The sequence below is a fragment of the Vibrio sp. sp1 genome (assembly GCF_016920955.1).
In the GTDB taxonomy this organism is placed as follows: domain Bacteria; phylum Pseudomonadota; class Gammaproteobacteria; order Enterobacterales; family Vibrionaceae; genus Vibrio; species Vibrio alginolyticus.
Genome location: NZ_CP060589.1, coordinates 2644008 through 2662904, shown reverse-complemented (window position 1 = coordinate 2662904; position 18897 = coordinate 2644008). Strand labels below are relative to the sequence as shown.

Annotated in this window: 15 protein-coding genes; 5 read left to right on the top strand and 10 right to left on the bottom strand. The window is 44.6% G+C overall.

From position 1 onward, the window contains the following. Window positions 1–311 precede the first annotated feature (311 nt). The 5 genes from serS to lrp form a co-directional block, all read right to left on the bottom strand. Window positions 312–1619, bottom strand: coding sequence for a serine--tRNA ligase (gene serS / locus H9L11_RS12475; RefSeq protein WP_005378225.1), 1308 nt, complete (start codon window positions 1617–1619; stop codon window positions 312–314). Between the two features lie 91 nt (window positions 1620–1710). After that, window positions 1711–3066 (bottom strand): replication-associated recombination protein A, encoded by a 1356-nt coding sequence (locus H9L11_RS12470; RefSeq protein ID WP_020196990.1) that lies wholly within the window; start codon window positions 3064–3066, stop codon window positions 1711–1713. Continuing rightward, window positions 3067–3693, bottom strand: coding sequence for an outer membrane lipoprotein chaperone LolA (gene lolA, locus H9L11_RS12465; RefSeq protein ID WP_033905075.1), 627 nt, complete (start codon window positions 3691–3693; stop codon window positions 3067–3069). Between the two features lie 61 nt (window positions 3694–3754). Then, entirely contained in the window at window positions 3755–6802 is a 3048-nt protein-coding gene (locus H9L11_RS12460) for a DNA translocase FtsK 4TM domain-containing protein (RefSeq protein WP_033905074.1), read from the bottom strand. Between the two features lie 152 nt (window positions 6803–6954). Then, the gene (gene lrp / locus H9L11_RS12455) at window positions 6955–7449 is read right to left on the bottom strand and encodes a leucine-responsive transcriptional regulator Lrp (protein ID WP_005378234.1); all 495 of its coding nucleotides are present in this window, start codon (window positions 7447–7449) and stop codon (window positions 6955–6957) included. Window positions 7450–7605: 156 nt separating this feature from the next. Between lrp and ald the strand changes: the two genes are divergently transcribed. Beyond that, window positions 7606–8730, top strand: coding sequence for an alanine dehydrogenase (gene ald / locus H9L11_RS12450; protein WP_005378241.1), 1125 nt, complete (start codon window positions 7606–7608; stop codon window positions 8728–8730). A gap of 93 nt (window positions 8731–8823) precedes the next feature. Here ald and H9L11_RS12445 read toward each other — a convergent pair whose 3' ends face one another. Continuing rightward, window positions 8824–10020 carry a methyltransferase gene (locus tag H9L11_RS12445; RefSeq protein WP_025766893.1) on the bottom strand — a complete coding sequence of 399 codons (1197 nt, stop codon included), beginning with the start codon at window positions 10018–10020 and terminating at the stop codon, window positions 8824–8826. Window positions 10021–10073: 53 nt separating this feature from the next. Beyond that, entirely contained in the window at window positions 10074–11048 is a 975-nt protein-coding gene (gene cysB, locus H9L11_RS12440) for an HTH-type transcriptional regulator CysB (protein ID WP_005388967.1), read from the bottom strand. Window positions 11049–11361: 313 nt separating this feature from the next. Here cysB and H9L11_RS12435 point away from each other — a divergent pair, with 313 nt between their 5' ends. Beyond that, entirely contained in the window at window positions 11362–12126 is a 765-nt protein-coding gene (locus H9L11_RS12435) for a DNA repair protein (RefSeq protein WP_205390789.1), read from the top strand. Window positions 12127–12223: 97 nt separating this feature from the next. Then, complete coding sequence (locus H9L11_RS12430) at window positions 12224–12994, top strand: tRNA isopentenyl-2-thiomethyl-A-37 hydroxylase MiaE (protein ID WP_033905072.1); 771 nt, start codon at window positions 12224–12226, stop codon at window positions 12992–12994. Between the two features lie 125 nt (window positions 12995–13119). Here H9L11_RS12430 and H9L11_RS12425 read toward each other — a convergent pair whose 3' ends face one another. Together H9L11_RS12425 and H9L11_RS12420 are read right to left on the bottom strand one after the other, a co-directional pair. Further along, window positions 13120–14748 (bottom strand): methyl-accepting chemotaxis protein, encoded by a 1629-nt coding sequence (locus tag H9L11_RS12425; protein ID WP_033905071.1) that lies wholly within the window; start codon window positions 14746–14748, stop codon window positions 13120–13122. A gap of 155 nt (window positions 14749–14903) precedes the next feature. Continuing rightward, a complete protein-coding gene (locus H9L11_RS12420) occupies window positions 14904–15170 on the bottom strand; it encodes a hypothetical protein (RefSeq protein ID WP_033905070.1) in 267 nt (88 codons plus the stop codon). Window positions 15171–15461: 291 nt separating this feature from the next. Here H9L11_RS12420 and H9L11_RS12415 point away from each other — a divergent pair, with 291 nt between their 5' ends. Together H9L11_RS12415 and H9L11_RS12410 are read left to right on the top strand one after the other, a co-directional pair. Then, window positions 15462–16790 carry a sphingomyelin phosphodiesterase gene (locus tag H9L11_RS12415; protein WP_033905069.1) on the top strand — a complete coding sequence of 443 codons (1329 nt, stop codon included), beginning with the start codon at window positions 15462–15464 and terminating at the stop codon, window positions 16788–16790. Then, window positions 16787–17743, top strand: coding sequence for a hypothetical protein (locus tag H9L11_RS12410; protein WP_064368018.1), 957 nt, complete (start codon window positions 16787–16789; stop codon window positions 17741–17743). The genes H9L11_RS12415 and H9L11_RS12410 overlap by 4 nt, the downstream gene beginning before the upstream one ends. 84 nt (window positions 17744–17827) lie before the next feature. Here the strand turns inward: H9L11_RS12410 and trpS are convergent, their stop codons facing one another. Continuing rightward, window positions 17828–18850 carry a tryptophan--tRNA ligase gene (gene trpS / locus H9L11_RS12405; protein WP_205390788.1) on the bottom strand — a complete coding sequence of 341 codons (1023 nt, stop codon included), beginning with the start codon at window positions 18848–18850 and terminating at the stop codon, window positions 17828–17830. Window positions 18851–18897: the final 47 nt, after the last annotated feature.

Below are 18897 nucleotides of genomic sequence, written 5' to 3'. Positions count from 1 at the left end.
ACTATCTAAGTATTGAGGTTGAATAAGTTCACTTGCGATAACCCTCCCGAAAACAAGCAAGGTAAGCGCAAAAATAACACGTAATAAAAAATGATTTACTGGCATAACGTTTAACAACAAAGACAAATGAGGACGTTAGCTTGTCACGTGAAAAACCGCTTAGAAAAATATCATTTATCTCCTACTGCCAGATTCTGGGCGAGCTCGTCACTAATGCGTGTGCTAATTACATAACAACGTATTTTCACTCGACGCAGATAACAAAAAACCCAGCGCAAAGGCTGGGTTTTGGTGTTCTAGTGGTTAATGAATTAACCGATGTGCGTTGCGCCCGCCATGTACTTCTGAAGTACTGTAGGGATTGCAATGCGGCCGTCTGCTTCTTGGTTGTTTTCTAGGATAGCAACCATTGTACGACCTACAGCAAGACCAGAACCGTTTAGCGTGTGTACAAGCTCAGGTTTCTTCTCGCCTTTACGACGGAAACGCGCTTGCATACGACGAGCTTGGAAATCCCACATGTTAGAACATGAAGAGATCTCACGGTAAGTTTCTTGAGCAGGAACCCAAACTTCTAGGTCGTAAGTCTTACGAGCGCCAAAGCCCATGTCACCTGTACATAGAACCACTTTACGGTAAGGAAGCTCAAGAAGTTGTAGAACTTTCTCAGCGTGACCTGTTAGCTCTTCTAGTGCGTTCATTGAATCTTCTGGCTTAGTGATTTGTACTAGCTCAACTTTGTCGAACTGGTGCATACGAATAAGACCACGAGTATCACGACCGTAAGAACCTGCTTCTGAGCGGAAACATGGCGTGTGCGCTGTCATCTTAATTGGTAGATCCGCTTCGTCAGAAATCGTGTCACGAACTAGGTTCGTTACAGGTACTTCTGCAGTAGGGATTAGAGACAGTTTACGTGGCTCTTCGTCGTTTACTTTTTCCGCTAGAGGCTCTGTGTGGAAAAGGTCTTTACCGAACTTAGGAAGCTGACCAGTACCGAATAGGCTGTCAGAGTTTACTAGGTAAGGTACGTACATTTCTGTGTAGCCGTGCTCTTCAGTGTGAAGATCTAGCATAAACTGAGCGATTGCACGGTGTAGACGAGCGAATTGGCCTTTCATCACGATGAAACGTGCGCCAGTGATCTTAACTGCACTTGCGAAGTCTAGACCGTCGCCCATTTCGCCTAGGTCAACGTGATCTTTCAGTTCGAAGTCGTAAGACTTTGGCTCACCCCAACGAGAGATTTCAACGTTGTCGTTTTCATCTTTGCCATCTGGCACTTCATCTGCTGGGATGTTTGGTACAGAAAGCGTGAATTCGTCTAGTTGAGCCATTACTTGCTCAAGTTCAACTTTCTTCGCATCAAGATCGCTACCTAGCGTACCGATTTGTTTCTTGATCTCTTCTGCGCCTTCTTTGTCGCCAGCCGCCATTTTTTGGCCGATTTGCTTGGAGATGGAGTTACGCGTGGATTGTAAATTTTCTACTTCTACTTGAATGGACTTACGTTGTTCTTCAAGTTTACGAATAGTATCTACGTCTAGCTTAAAGCCACGACGCGCCAGTTTAGCAGCTGTTTCATCCAGCTCTGTACGAAGTAATTTAGAATCCAGCATTGTTAATCCTATGCTTTTTGTTGTGAAATCACGCGCACTTTCCAAGCGTACGCGTTAAAAAAATTTACTAAACAAATGTATCCAAAAACGCCTACTTTTCATAGCGCTTTTGTGGGCTATTTGCGTCTAAAGTAGCCAAGTAATCTAACTTTTCGCCGATTTTGGTCTCCAGACCACGATTTGTCGGCTGATAGTACCTACGATCGCCCATTTCAGGCGGCAAATATTGCTCACCTGCTGCGTAAGCACCAGGCTCATCGTGAGCATAACGATACTCAGCCCCATAACCCATGTCTTTCATCAAACTGGTTGGCGCATTTCGAAGGTGATGCGGCACTTCATATTCAGGTAAGTTATGAGCGTCTGTGAGCGCTTGTTTCCACGCCACGTATACCGCATTACTTTTTGGCGCACACGCTAAGTACACGATCGCCTGTGCAATCGCACGTTCACCTTCTGCTGGACCAACTCGGGTAAAGCAATCCCAAGCAGACAGTGCCACTTGCATTGCGCGAGGGTCAGCATTACCTACATCTTCCGATGCTATCGCAAGTAATCGACGGGCAATATAAAGAGGATCACATCCCGCTGCAATCATACGCGCAGACCAATACAGCGCAGCATCTGGGTTTGAGCCACGAATTGATTTGTGAACCGCAGAGATTAAGTCGTACCAGATGTCACCTTTGTTATCGAAGCGAGAGACCTTCTCCCCTGCTACTTCCGCAAGCAACTTAAGCGTGATCTCTTTTTCACCCTGCGCATTGTCTTCTGCCATATCGTAGAGGAGCTCAAGATAATTGAGAGACATACGAGCATCACCGTTTACCAGTTCTGCTAGACGGTCTAATACGTTATCAGCGAAGTGTGCAGGTGTATTACCCAGCCCACGTTCTTTGTCGCTTATGGCTTGGTTCAACGCCAACGAGATTTCATCTTTGTCGAGAGACGTTAGCTTGTACACACGCGCACGTGACAGCAATGCGTTGTTTAGCTCAAACGATGGGTTTTCTGTCGTCGCTCCAATAAAGGTAACCGTGCCATCTTCAATATGCGGCAAAAATGCGTCTTGCTGAGATTTGTTGAAGCGATGCACCTCATCCACAAACAAGATGGTGCGGCGACCCGCCATTTTATTCTCACGTGCTTTCTCGATTGCTGCACGGATTTCTTTCACACCAGATGTTACGGCAGACACGCGCTCAACTTCAGCATTGGCATAGTTTGCAGCCACTTCCGCTAATGTCGTTTTGCCTGTGCCTGGTGGTCCCCAAAGGATCATAGAGTGAATGTGACCCGCCTCTAGCGCACGGCGCAGTGGCTTACCAGGGCCTAAAATGTGCTGTTGTCCAATGTATTGCTCGATTGTTTCCGGTCTCATACGAGCAGCAAGGGGACGAAAATCTTCGTCCCCCGAGAAATCTAATGTGTAATTACTCACTACCAATTAATTCCTTTGGTCATCCACTTCCACACCTTTTGGAATTGTGAATGTGAATCTGTCTGCTTTTGGTTTACCCAGCTTCACGTTGTTAAAGGTGAACAAACCTTTTTGACCGTCTTGCTCAACCACGTTGAAGCCTTTCACGACACCTTTGGCATCAATATTAATCTGGAATTGACCTTGTGTGGAGTCTACTGCGGTAGGAACGAGAGTAAACTGGTCACCTTTTTGAGATATTTTGTAGTTATTCCAATCACTTGCTCGGTTACGCGTTAGCAAAACAAATGGCGTTTGCTCTGTTGCTTGCTCTTGCCAGTAGATGCTCACTTGCTCGATGAATGGGCTGTAGTACCACAATGTCTTACCGTCAGAGACCAATAGGTTCTCATCAGGGAATGTTGTACTCCAACGGAACAGGCTTGGGCGGGCAATTTCAACCGTACCTTCTCCTTCCATCACCGTTTCGCCTTCAGGGCTGATAACCTGCTGAGAGAAATCCGCACTAAAGCCATCATTCATAGAAAGGCGTTTGTTTAATTCATCTTTAGGAGACGCTGCGTGCGCAGTAGAGAAGAGGGAAAAGCTTAAAACAAGCGCAGAGAAAAGTTTCGCTGAAAATAGTTTTTTCATTCAGATACCTATTATTAGAACCACTCACCTCAGTTGGACTGAGGTGAGTAACACAAGTTCATTAATCTTTTGGTGGCGCAGGTGCCAGTACTTCACGGTTACCGTTATGACCCGGAGCACTTACGATGCCCTGAGCTTCAAGCTGCTCTACAATACGGGCGGCACGGTTGTAACCTATCTTAAATCGGCGCTGAACTCCGGAAACCGAACCTCGACGTGATTGAACCACGTGCTCAACAACTTGATCGAAGAGCGGGTCTACATCTTCATCCGCTTCCATTTGCTCACCTGGCAATAGACTTTCTGGAGTTTGATCTCCACTGATGATCTCTTCAATGTAGTTCGGTTTACCACGCGCTTTCCAGTTGTTTACAACAGCATGAACATCATCATCTGATGCAAATGCACCGTGAACACGAGTTGTATGACTTGATCCCGGCGGTAGATACAACATATCACCCATACCAAGTAGTGATTCTGCGCCGCCTTGATCTAGGATTGTACGAGAGTCCGTTTTAGTCGATACCGTAAACGCAACACGAGTTGGAATGTTAGCTTTAATTAGACCGGTAATAACATCAACCGATGGACGCTGAGTCGCAAGAATTAAGTGAATACCTGCCGCACGCGCTTTTTGCGCCAAGCGAGCAATCAGTTCTTCAACTTTCTTACCTACCACCATCATTAGGTCAGCAAATTCGTCAACAACAACGACGATGTAAGGCAGCTTTTCTAGCAATGGCGGTTCAGTATCCATGCTGTCGCCTTCTTGCCAGAACGGGTCATGGATTGGGTGGCCCGCTTCTGCTGCCATCTTCAATTTTTCGTTGAAGCCCTTCACATTACGTACACCTAATGCCGACATCAATTTGTAACGACGTTCCATCTCGCCCACACACCAACGCAGAGCATTTGATGCGTCTTTCATATCAGTCACAACTTCAGAAAGAAGATGAGGGATACCTTCATAAATAGAAAGCTCTAGCATTTTCGGGTCAATCATGATGAAGCGTACATCTTCTGGACCTGCTTTATACAGCATGCTCAAAATCATCACGTTCACACCCACCGACTTACCAGAACCTGTTGTACCTGCTACTAACACGTGAGGCATCTTCGCAAGATCTGCCACCACAGCTTCGCCCGCAATGTCTTGACCTAGCACAACCGTTGTTGGTGACGTTGCTTGCTCAAACTGAGGGCTACTGATGACATCAGATAAATAGACCGTCTGACGACTCATGTTTGGCAGTTCCAAACCGATGTAAGGCTTGCCAGGGATTACTTCCACAACACGTACCGCCATCGCAGACAATGCACGCGCTAAGTCAGTTGAAAGACCAGAAATACGACTTACTTTCACCCCTGGCGCCAAATCAAGCTCAAAACGAGTGATCACTGGACCAGGATAAATACCAACCACATCGGCTTTGATTTTGTAGTCAGCGAGTTTGCTCTCTACCAATCGAGCGACCTGCTCTAGCGCATCACGGTCGATAAAGTTTTCACGTTTTTCTGGATGATAAAGCAACTCGAGCGTTGGGAGTGGCTCTTCCGGAACTGGCAAGTTTTCTTCTTTCTGTACCAAAAATGGGTTCTGTGTTGCAGCGACTTTGGCTTGCGCATTGGAAACCATATCTTGGAATGCGGTAACATCTTGGTCGTTGTCTTGGACCTCTTCCACCTCCACTTTTTGAGGTGCAGGTTCAAATGTTGTTGAAGGTGTTGCAACTTGCTGATGAGGCGTTGTTGGCTGTGCTTGCTGTGCAGGCTGAGATTCCACTTCGTCTTCATCATCTAACACATCAAAGTCAGAGATCGTAGGCTCAATATGTTGGCTCGATTCTGTTTGCGCCGTGATGCTATCTAATACAGCAGAATCAATTGCAGGCTCTTCATGTACAGGATGCTCAATACTTGGCTGCTGTACTTGCTCTGCTTCAAATTGTTCGTACTCCGCATAATCTGGTTCAACACTGATCGGTTCTTCTGTAGCTGTATGTGGCTCTACATAGGAAGAGTAAGTGTCTGCAAATGATGGGGCTGCCTGTTCTTCAGTTCCCCAGTCATCTGCTTGTTGCGCCGCTGCTTCAAGCTCTTCTATCGTAACATTCAGTTGCTTGGTGCGTTCCAAGAGCGGATCAACGTTATCAGTGTTAACCGTATGGATAGGTTGTGTTTGAGGCTCAGGTTCAGCATAAACTGGCGCAGCATTAACCGTAGCCTTGCGTTGTGGTGGCGTCGGTTCTACCATCGCCTGTTCCGCAGGCTTATCAGGTTTCGCTTGCGGCATATAAATAGGATACTCATGCGCTGGCGCCGATTCTTTCGGTTCATCGACGTCGTATGCCGTTAAATGAGGAAGCGGCTCATCATCAATTTCATAATCTACATTATGTTTAGGCGTAGAGACTTTGTCTTCTACAAACTCATCAAGCTGAGGTTCTAAAACTTCCTGCTCTGAACCTCTTGCCTTATTTGCAAGCGCGGCAATTAGTGCTAACGCACGATCACCAAGCCATTCCACGATGTTAAGCCATGAGATGCCAGTGAAGAGCGTAAAGCCCGCTCCCCACAAGAACAGCAATACCAATGTGGTACCGAGTACATTCAATGTAGGTAAAGCGAGGCTAGACAACACATCCCCGACCACACCTCCGGATGAAAAATACCAAATGTCATCAAAATTAATATCGGCAAGACCGCAACTGGTCATAATAAGGACGACCAGACCGAGCAGCCTTGTACCCCATAGCATGAAATCAATGGGCTCATCTTCTCCTCGTTTACGGCAAATCACCCATGCAGCCGCCGCTAGCAAGAAAGGGATTGGGTAAGCGAGAGAGCCAAATGTGAAGAATAGAGTATCGGCTAGCCAAGCGCCGAAAAGGCCACCAGCATTATCGATATCCCCTCCCCATGCGGTTTGGGACCAAGAAGGATCGGCCGGACTGAAGGTAAATAGTGCAACCGCAAGCAATACCGAGCTAAGAACGCCAACGATAAAGCAGCACTCTTTTAAGCGTTGGAAGCCATTTAAGCGTGAAGACTGGGGCTCTTCACTGGTTTTGATAATGGTTTCGACTTTCTTTGCGTTCTCTTTGAACATAAATCAACTTGAATATGGAAATGAAATAGGAAATTGCAAAACATTCCGAGCGGCATCAAGCCGCTCGGTAAATTGATTTAACCATATCAAGGAGAAAAACCCAATTACTCTCTGGCGAAAGCGGAAGCATATACCGCTTTCTTTGCAAGAAATTAACGAGTTTTGATCACAAGCTGGTTAGATTGTTTCACTTCTTCCATAACAACGTATGTGCGAGTGTCATTTACGCCAGGTAGACGTAGTAACGTATCGCCCAATAGTCGGCGGTAAGCACCCATATCTGATACACGGGTTTTAAGAAGATAGTCAAAGTCACCTGAAACAAGATGACACTCTTGTATGTCGTCTAGCTTTTGAACAGCTGAGTTAAACTGCTCAAACACATCCGGCGCACCACGGTTTAGCGTAATCTCAACGAATACTAATAGTGATGCATCCAGGAACTGCGGATTCAATAATGCAGTATACCCTGTGATATACCCCTGACGCTCTAAGCGACGTACACGCTCCAAACATGGCGTTGGAGAAAGTCCCACACGTTTTGAAAGCTCAACGTTTGAAATACGACCGTCTTTCTGCAGCTCATTAAGAATGTTGCGGTCGATACGGTCTAGTTCCTTGGACGGCTTTTTATAGTTGTCTGCCATTTTTTATTCCACCTTATTACTTCCTTGCAAAAAAATATACTACAACTTTTTAATATTTGGTGCCAAATTTTACAAATCTATAACTATACTAGTTATTAATTCGACAATAACACCCTACTAACAGTTAATACAACCATTATAGAAAGAGGATACAGGATGATCATTGGCGTACCTAAGGAAATCAAGAATCACGAATATCGTGTTGGTATGATCCCAGCTAGCGTGAGAGAACTCATCTCACATGGTCACCAAGTTTTAGTTGAGACCAATGCAGGTGCCGGCATTGGTTTTTCAGACGATGATTACATCGCTGTCGGCGCATCCATTCTCCCTCATGCTGCTGACGTATTTGCGCAAGCAGACATGATTGTAAAAGTAAAAGAACCCCAAGCAGTAGAGAGAGCAATGCTCCGCGAAGGGCAAATTTTATTTACTTATTTACACCTAGCACCAGATTTTCCACAAACTGATGAGCTAATCAAGAGCAAAGCTGTCTGTATAGCCTATGAGACTGTAACAGATAATATGGGTCGTTTGCCACTGTTAGCACCAATGTCAGAAGTGGCAGGTCGGATGTCTATCCAAGCTGGTGCGCAAACGTTGGAAAAATCGCACGGCGGTCGTGGTCTGCTCCTAGGCGGCGTACCTGGTGTTGAACCTGCAAAAGTCGTTATCGTTGGTGGTGGCGTTGTTGGTGCAAACGCTGCTCGTATGGCGGTTGGCCTTCGCGCTGACGTCACCATTCTAGACCGTAACGTAGACACACTTCGTAAGCTTGACGAAGAATTCCAAGGTCGCGCAAAAGTGGTTTATTCTACTGAAGACGCTATCGAGAAGCATGTTCTAGAAGCGGACCTTGTTATCGGTGCCGTTCTAATTCCTGGCGCAGCAGCACCTAAACTGGTCACTAAAGAGCACATTGCTAAGATGAAGCCTGGTGCGGCAGTGGTTGACGTGGCAATTGACCAAGGCGGTTGTTTCGAAACTTCGCACGCGACAACTCACGCAGATCCAACTTACATCGTTGATGAAGTGGTTCACTACTGTGTAGCAAATATGCCTGGCGCAGTTGCTCGCACTTCAACATTTGCACTCAACAACGCTACACTTCCATACATCGTGAAGTTAGCAAATAAAGGCTACCGCGAAGCACTTCTAGAAGATAAAGGCTTCCTTGAAGGTCTAAACGTTATTCACGGAAAAGTAACGTGTAAAGAAGTAGCAGAAAGCTTTGACTTGGAATACGTTGAACCAACTCAAGCTATCGCTATGTTTAATTAATGACAAAATAAAACATAACTTGTCACGTTTTGTTTACAAAAGCCCACTCATAAGTGGGCTTTTTCATATAGAGCGTTTGGCTATAAAGAATAACTAAATCTTATATGCACAAATTAAAATATTTCTAGGTGTGACCGATTTAGGGCAAAACTCTGACAATCTAACACGGTAACCACGTTCTTCAAGATAAAGCACTTTATCTAATGCGAGCCAGATCTCCAACGGACGTTGAAAAACAAGTTGCACTAAGCTCATTCTCTCCATTTGCCAGAAGCGTTGTTCGCTTAACTTTTCAAAATGAGAGAAATCGATTTCTTGAGGAAGAACAATGCCTTTTTGCTCCGCTGCCCAGCGACAGAACGATTCAAAACCATCACTTAATTGCGACTTACGGATACTCGGCACAGGCTGATACTCTGCCATTCCCAAAGCTTGTCGCGTGATCAAATCAAACCCAAGACGAAACATCATTTCCTGCTGACGATGACGACGCACGCGCTCTCCTCCCGTCACCGTTTGTTGTAATGGGATACGCAGTTCTTGCTTAGACAATGAGAGAGAAGAAGCCCTGCCCGATTCCGACATCGGCTGGTATTGTTCCGACTGAATCAAGTGGTAACAACAAGGTGATATGGTCATCGCAGCAATCCCATTTTCACTGCCGTACTGCATTAGACGAACGTGAAGGTCACCGCATGCATGCAGTGCTACTGCGTGTTGCGTTGGCTTAAACACGGCTTTCGCTTTGCTATCAAACGCGTCGCCTTGAATAAACGTCATCTTCCAATGATGTTCATTGGCTGCTTGTTGTCCCGAATCGCACAGTGCTTGTTGGTATTCAAAGCTGGTTACAGGCTGATCGGTTTGCGTGGTCAGGATTCGCCCCAAGTAACCTTTACCTGAGCACCATTCTAGCCATTCTTCGCCACAGTGTTGTTGAATTGCAGCTTCACCCATCGAGCTAATTTGCTCCAACTTACGTCCCGGAATACCGTTATCTAAACCACGAGCGAGTTCCAAGCCGTTTAACGACAAAAGCTCTAAATGAGTCAGTTTTGCGAGTTGTTCAAGCTCAGGCAAAAACGGACTAAGTGCTTTTAACGCGAGTTCTGGTGCTGCTTTGTATTCTTCGATTTGAGAGGGAGTAAGAGACGCTAGCCATTGGCACAGTCGAGGATGTTGCTCCTGCCAAGGTAATGATGTGTGAATGCTGCTTTTAAAAGGCTCGAATCGCCACAAAGATTGGTTTTCGATTAAGCAGTCATTAATAAATTGAAATTGCGTTTTCATAGCTCCCCCTACAACGAGCGCATTGTAGAGGGAATCGAAACATCAATGAAGTGTTATCTCACCGGAAGCTCGATGTCTTTAAACATCTCTTCGATTTCTGCATTAGACTTCAACGAAATCGCCTGCTCAACCACTGGACGCGTTAAGTGCGGTGCAAAACGCTCCATAAAATCGAACATGTAAGAGCGTAAGAATGTACCACGGCGGAAGCCGATGCTCGTGGTGCTCGCACCAAACAAATGGCTCGCATCTATTGCAACCAAGTCACCGTCCTGCTCTTCATCCACAGCCATGCTTGCAATCACACCCACACCAATACCCATACGAACGTAAGTTTTAATGACGTCTGCATCAGTTGCAGTGAACACCACTCGCGGGGTTAAACCTTCGCGGTTGAATGCTGTATCCAGCTCTGAACGGCCAGTAAAACCGAACACGTAAGTGACTAATGGGTAAGCGGCAAGATCACTGATCGTTACTTTGTCTTTCTTCGCTAGTGGGTGGTCTTTAGGCACAACTATTGAACGATTCCAGTGATAACAAGGCAGCATGATGGCATCTTGATATAAGTGAAGCGCTTCTGTCGCAATCGCAAAATTCGCTGTGCCTTTAGCTATCGCCTCAGACATTTGTGACGGTGTACCTTGGTGCATGTGTAACGACACTTTTGGATAACGAGAAGTAAAACCTTTGATGACATCTGGCAGTGCATAACGAGCCTGCGTATGTGTCGTGGTGATATTCAGCGTCCCCATTTCTGGATGGGTGTGCTCTCCAGCCACCGCTTTGATACTTTCTACACGAGCGAGAATTTCTTGAGAGATACGTACAATTTCTTCTCCAGCTGGCGTCACTTGCGTTAAGTGCTTACCGCTACGTTCAAAAATCTGAATGCCTAACTCGTCTTCCAGCAACCGAACCTGTTTACTGATACCTGGCTGAGAGGTATATAAGCTTTCCGCCGTTGCAGATACATTCAGATTATGGTTTACAACCTCAACAATATACTTCAGCTGCTGCAGTTTCATCGTAATCCCTTACTTATTCATGAGAGAGTTTATTGGCCACTCAAGCGAGCGATATAATAATTAGTTATAACGCGTTCAAATCGAAATGAACAGCAATTTCTAACTTATACCTCAATCACATACTAATAATCTTCAAGCAAGAAACAATATGCACAAAGTTGAGCCAATAAATGACCGAAGTTCTATGATGTGACTTCTATCAGTAACTAAAACGTGGGAGAGACAAAATAATCAAACAAATAAGGTGCCGAGTAAGATAAGATTCATGTATTCTTTAACGCTAGCCGCAGAAAAGTAAAGCAGACGCAAAGATATGAATATTGGTTTAATAATCGCTTTGGTAGCCATCCTACTGGTGTTAATCCTAGGCTATAACATTATGTTGCAATATAAGGTTAAAGTTGAAACCGCAAAAAGGCAGGAAACAGCACGATATGTAGCCTTGATAGATGGTACTGAAGAGTTGATTGGTCATGCGCACCATATCCCTTTTAGTAAAGAGCTGTTGCTGTGTCTAAACAATCGTATTCTTGACGCGCTAGAGAGCATGCATGAGCTGGATCCGAAGAACAAGCAACTTGCTCAACGTATCGAAAATATGAAGCAGCAGATTACGCAGCTAAAAGAGAATGGCCCTACAGGCGAGAGTACCACTTTCAAGATGCCGAGTAGTGATAAACAAGCTATCGTCATGCTTAAGCTGGTTAAACGACTTCGCGACACTATCCGTAACGAGCACAACAAAGGCCGATTGGATACCCAGACCTACGTCACCGAAAATGCGCGCTTGGAAACGATGCAAATTCGCATCAACATTGAAAATGTCATCAAAAGAGCAAACGACTCTATCTCTCGTGGCCAACCAGGCACCGCGCTTCAACTGCTGCGTAAAGGTATCGATGCTTTGAGCACTAAGAGCGATCCTTATTCTATTCAAGCGAAACAAAAGCTTGAAGAGATGTTAGGTGACTTAGATAAAAAGCGCCAAGATAAAAGCGATGCCGAAATGCAGCAGATTGCTGACAAAGAGCGTGACAATGACATGGAAGCACTCTTCGGCGAGAAGAAAAAGTGGTAACATTCACTTCAGGTCAAGAAAGGCTGCAATTGCAGCCTTTTTTCTATCCGCAAGACAACGGATATGCCCAATAAAAATGTGAAGTACTAAAACTAAAATGATGAATCTAGACGCCTATCAAGATCTTCTTGCTCCCATTAACCAATTTCTGCAATGCAGTACACCTGATGAATGGGTAGAGGAAGCAAAGAAACCAGAGAACCTTCAAACCATTTTGTTAGACCACCTACTGTGCGAACTAAAAGCTGGCCAATCTGCCATGTTTTTAATTCGTAAGTATGCCGTTGACCAATCCAGTTCACATGCTCTACTTGACTGGTTTAAGCCCTACGAAGATTTTGCTTACCGTAACGTAGGCTCATTGGAAACTTTAAAAGGCAAGAGCAATATTTCTAAGTCAATCATGGCTAAGTCCGACTCACCATACAGCCAAGATTTGATCGATAAGATGGTGCTTTTGATAAAAGAGGAGTTACACCACTTTTATCAAGTTTTAGAGATCATGGAAAGTCGTGGAATTGAGTATAAAAATATTCCAGCAAGTCGCTATGCTAAAGGACTGATTTCGCATATGAAGACTTATGAGCCGGAAACGCTGATCGATAAACTCATCATTGGTGCGTACATCGAAGCCCGATCTTGTGAGCGTTTTGCCAAACTAGCACCACATATGGATGACGATATCGCAAAGTTCTACATTTCTTTATTACGTTCAGAAGCACGCCATTACCAGGATTATCTTGTATTAGCGGAGCAAATCGCAGGCAAAGATATCAGCGAGCGCATCGCCTACTTTGGACGTATAGAGGCAGATTTAATTTCTACGCCAGATACAGATTTTAAGTTTCACAGTGGTATTCCAGCCTAGCGAGCATATTCTCCCAAGGTTGAGCATACTCTGAACTTATATAGACAGAGAATAAATAAGCCGGAAATTTCGTCCGGCTTATTTATTGTAGCAATGAGGTTAGGAATAAAGCTGAAACACAACAACTAGAGCTGGAATGAACCCATTCGAGTTTTCAAGTTGTGCGCTAGGCTACTAATCTGCTGACAAGCCACAGCCGTTTGTGAAGCTCCCTCAGCCATCTCTGTTGAAGCACTATTAATATGCTCCACACTGCGATTCAGCTCTTCGGATACAGAATTCTGCTCACTGCACGCCGTTGCGATTTGTGTGCTCATTTGCGCTATGTTATCGACAGAATGTTCAATTTCTTTTATCTGGCTATCAGCGTCATTAACTTGCTCAACACACTGAGAAATACCCTCCTGACAATCACGGCTTGAATGCCCTATTTTACTGCTGCTCTCTTGTAGCTGATTAACAATTTCCACAATTTGTGAAGTGGAGTCTTGAGTGCGTTGCGCCAGAGAACGAACCTCATCTGCCACAACAGCAAACCCACGACCTTGTTCACCAGCCCGAGCGGCTTCAATTGCGGCGTTCAGTGCTAACAAGTTTGTTTGCTCGGCAATCCCGCGGATCACATCGACGACCACATTGATATTGTTTGAGCTCGATTCAAGCTCACGTGCCAGTTCATCTGATTCTTGGATCGTATGTGATACACGCTCAATTACTGCGATAGTTTGTTGTAACGTCGCCGTTCCTTGCTTTGCCACTTCCGCAGCCGAATAAGCAGAGGTTGCGCCAACTTCGGTATTTTGTGCCACTTCACTTACAGCAGCTTGCATCTCTGTCATCGCAGAAGCCACCGAGCTAAGTTCAATTTGTTGATTTTGCATACCAGAGGCGGTCTGAGAAGAAATAGCACTCACTTCCTCTACTGCTGCCGTTAGCTGAATCGTTGAGTCATTAATCTCAGAAACCAACGAATGTAAGTTTGTTTGCATACCGACAAGCTCTTTGAGCAGCGTTCCTAACTCGTCTTTGCTCAATTCGCTTTCGTCGATTTGATTATTCAATTGACCCTTGGCGATTTTGGAAGCGAATTCCAGTGCTCGATCAACAGGCCCGCAGATGACTCGAGAAAGCAACATGGCAGACATTACCATGACCAATGCGACGACAAGCGCACCAACAGCAGCGCTGTATTGTGTAAATGCCGCTTCACTTTGTACTTCTTCGCCAATCAAATTTACCAACTCATCGTTCAACGCGAGGGTATCATCCAAGCTGCTCAACGCTTTTGAGTAGGTATCGAAACTTGATAAAATTACATCATTTGCACTTTCAGCATCGCCTTGGCTTAGCAATACGTTGTAAGTCTTCGTTTCTTTGATGTATTGATTCCAAGTTTCTTTAAAAACGCTAAAGGACTGCGTTTCACGCTTATTAAGGTCGAGCTTTTCGTATTCTGCAATACCAGCCTGCACATCAGAACGCCATTGGTCGAGGCCTTTTAACCACTCACCAATTTTGGGGTGATTTGCGTTTGGCAATAAAGAGAACTCATCTTTACGCACTTTAGTAATATCAACTTGGATACCTTTCAAAATCGCAACAGAAGGTAAACTTTTATCTGTTAGCACTGAGATGTCTTTATTCAGTGTTAACAAACCTTGCACCAACATTACTGACACTAAACCAAACACGGCAAAAACGGTTAAATAACTAACCGATATTTTCTTTACGACACTTAAGTCTTTAATACGCATGCACTTTCTCCCCGCAGCCTTTCCAAACCTCTCACTTAAGTGAAAGCTTAACCTCTAAAACGCACTGTTTTTTGCGCTCGATATCATTGAACGCTCTTATATACATCGGCTTGAGAGATCAAATCTTGACCAGTAATTGATAGTTTTATCACATGCTATTTTAAAGATAGGGTCGTATGCTCCGTATTGTGTCTACATCTTTTCATGAGCGCTTCTCGGCGCAGATCCAAGATCTCATCGATGAGCTTTTCTTTCGCGTTTATCCCAAAATGCTGGGCATAATTTTTTACTTTTGCTATCTCATTAGGCTGCAAGCGGTACACCTCTTTCTTTAAACGCGCTTCTGCTTCACTTCTAATCAGACCTTGCTCTTGTAACAATTTAATGATGGTTTCATCGGTTGGATTTACTGCTCTAGCCATGGTGCTCCATCTATCAATTTGAGTTCTAGCCATATGGCTAGATGAATGACGCCGCACAACTTATAGAGCAAAGATGACAGCTTGATTGCAGTGAATGCAATTCGTTGACTGTTGGTATTATTTTCCACCGCTTCAACGGCAACACACTCAATACCTCCACCCTCACCATTGAATAAAGATCACATTCTGATAACAATTTTCAGCACTGACTTAGATGTCATCCATATTTAACGTGCAAGTAACATTTATAAACAAGAATGATTGCTCTAGTTCAAATGATGGAAAAATAAGATGAAATTTTCGCAGTGGAGCCTTTTAGTAAGTAGCTTGATAGCGTTACCCAGCATTGCAGATACCGACGTTTACCTAACGAATAACTCTGATCAACCGTTAACTATTCAAGTAAAACATGAAGGCAGTGATTTGCTTCAATACGGAGAAGAGTGGCAACAACATATGCAGGTACTTGGTCCGTGGGAAACTAAATCTGTATTAAGCTTCAACCGCTGGGAGGGCGTGAAATCAAATCAAACTTACCGTTTTGAAACTGTGGTTTCTAGCCCCGAAGGTGAAAGCATAACACTCAATCAAATAATGGAAGGCCATTGGTACAATTCGACCATTGAATACGGCTTGTCCGCAGCCGATGTCGAGTTATCTCTCAAAGATGATCGTAACATTCATCGTGCCAACACTAACGCTTTTGGTGCGAGAGAAACCGAACTGGCATTTAAGTCAGACAGTACCGCTCGATATGATGATCTTTACTACACCATCACGCCAAGCAAGGTAGCGGAATCTGTCGACAACGAAGAACAAAACCTTAAGTTGATGACTTATAACATCTGGGCGTTGACGGCTATTGCATCGCACATTGGAGATCGTTACGAACTGATTCCTCAACATGTAAAAGGTTACGATGTTTTGGCACTGCAAGAGGTGTTTGCCAGCGGCCGTGAAGCATTCTTACGTGAGTTAGCCAAGGAATATCCTTACCAAACAAAGATGTTAGATAAAGAAGGCGTTAATATTCATGATGGTGGCGTAATCATAGTTAGTCGCTACCCTATCGTGAATGAAGCGCAATATGTCTTTCCCGATTGCTCTGGTACAGACTGCTTTGCCGATAAAGGCGTAAATTATGCGGAAATAATTAAAGGTGGTCAGGCTTATCATGTGTTTGCTACCCATACCGCATCTTTCGATACAGACACCGCCCGTGAGTATCGTCAGCGCCAGTTCAAACAAATCCGCACACTCGCCCAATCTCTTAACATTCCTTCAAGCGAAACTGTGGTATACAGCGGCGACTTTAACGTAAACAAAAGAAAGTTTCCTGGTGACTACCAACAAATGATCGCTAACTTAAGTGCCATAGAGCCTCACTACTCTGGTTACACGGAGTCAACCTTTGATCCCCGTATCAATAACTTCGCAGGTGAAGCGTTATCAGGTGGCGAAAACGTGGAATACCTTGACTATGTTATGGTGAGTAGTGAATACGGGGTGAAATCATTCAATGACAACCGTGTAGACGTACCGCGCACAACCGCAGAGAGTTTATGGAAACACTACAACCTTTCTGACCATTTCCCAGTAAGCTCAACAATCAAGCCATGAAGAAAATCGCTTTGATAATCATGTCCGCCATTATGGCGGGCATGATATTTTTAACTTTCAGTCACGATGTTCAAAAAGAAGAGCTCGCTTCCTCTCCTTCCCCTAAGACAAAAAATCAGAATGTCTCCAGTACATCACCACAAACAAGCAGCATCGTGCCCGATACAGATACTTCACCACAAACCGCTAAGCTCCCTTCCACAGTTCAAATAACGACTGAGCGATTAACTCAACTCAAAGGCAGGAAACTTGTCGCCGAACTTGAGACGTTTTGGCAAGAGTGTATGTTGAACCGTAGTTGTGAAGAGCAGGTCGCCTTGTTTGAGGCGCATTTATCTTCAGCTCGATTCCAGCTTTTGGCGAACTACCCTCAGCTCAGCAGCCAATGGCAAGAGAGTGTAGGAAATTTGTTATTTGATGAGCAACAATCACTGGCGTCGCGTGTTGCACAGCTGAAGAACGAAGCAAGAAGCATCTGGGGGGAATTGGCTGATGTTGTTTTTGCGGATGAGTTCGCGCTGTACGATTTCAACTTAGAAGCCCAAAAGCTGGACACTCAAAGCCCAGATAACTTTTTGCGAGCTTTCGAGCAACTCACCATTGACTGGCAAGAACATGCAGGTGCTATCGGGCTAACAAGCGACCAGGAAAAATATGAGCGTGCGGTCACCCTGATTCCTAATAGTATGAGCCTACCAGATCGCTTGGCGATCATCGCAGAGCTAGAACGAACTTACTTAACGAAAGAAGAAACTAAAAACATTCACGCTCGTGAGCAACAAATTGCTGAGCAAAAAGAGCAAGTCAGAGGTTACCAACAAGCATTGCAACAACTTGAGTCCAGGCTCAGAAAAGAGAGAGCCACAAGCCATTCAAATTTGTCAGAACCGGAATGGCAAAGCTATTACCAACAAGAAGTCGCGGATTTTCGTCGTGAATTTTTTTCTTCTTAATAATGCGCTTTGACTGACTGGGAACTTAAAAAGGCACGTTGCTAACCAGCCGTCGTGCCTTATGTTCAACTCTCTACTTTTAATTCAGAACAAATTTAAACCAAATACATCTTTCACATCAAATAGCACTTTTTCGGTTTTCTCGCGAGAACGCTCACTACCTTGTTTTAAAATATCAATCAGCTGCGCTTTATCATTCAAATACATAGCGCGCTTTTCTCGAATAGGGCGAAGCATTTCTTGTAAGCATTCTTCTAACACTTTCTTGGTCAAACCATCACCTAATCCACCTCGTCGATAATGGTCTTTTAGCTGTTCGACATAATTTTTATCAGGATGAAAAGCATCGAGGTAGATGAATACAATATTCCCTTCGACTTGGCCAGGGTCCTCAATTTTCAGATGATTGGGATCGGTATACATAGATTTCACTGCCGCGGAAATCTCCTTTTCGGAGGCGCCTAAGTTGATTGCGTTCCCCATGCTTTTAGACATCTTATTTTTACCGTCAGTACTCGGCAAACGAGGTGCATCGCTAAGTAATGGACGGCATTCTCTAAGAACCTCTTTTCCACCCAGATGGTTTATTTTTCTCACGATTTCATTAGTTTGCTCTAACATCGGCAGTTGGTCATCACCCACTGGTACTAGCGTCGCATGAAACCCCGTAATATCAGCAGCTTGAGAAATTGGATACGTTAAAAAGCCTGCGGGAATAGAGCGTTCAAAACCTTTACTCTGAATCTCATTTTTAACCGTAGGGTTTCGCTCTAATCGTGCGATAGAAACAAGATTACTGTAATACATTGTCAACTCGGCTAACGCTGGAATTTGAGACTGCAACGTGATCGTAGTTTGAGCGGGGTTGATACCAACAGCCAAATAATCTGCAACGACGTTGAGAATATTAGAGGATACCTTTGATGGATTATGCGCGTTATCCGTCAACCCTTGCATGTCCGCGACCAAGATCGTTTGCTCGTGCTCCGTTTGCAATTTGACTCGTTGTTGCAATGAACCAATATCGTGCCCTAGGTGTAATGGACCTGTTGCTCGATCTCCGGTAAGTATAATTTCACGCTGAGATGTATTTTTATGGGTATTCATATTTGTCTCCAAGTAATTAATAGATCGCTACTGGAGATAAAAAGATC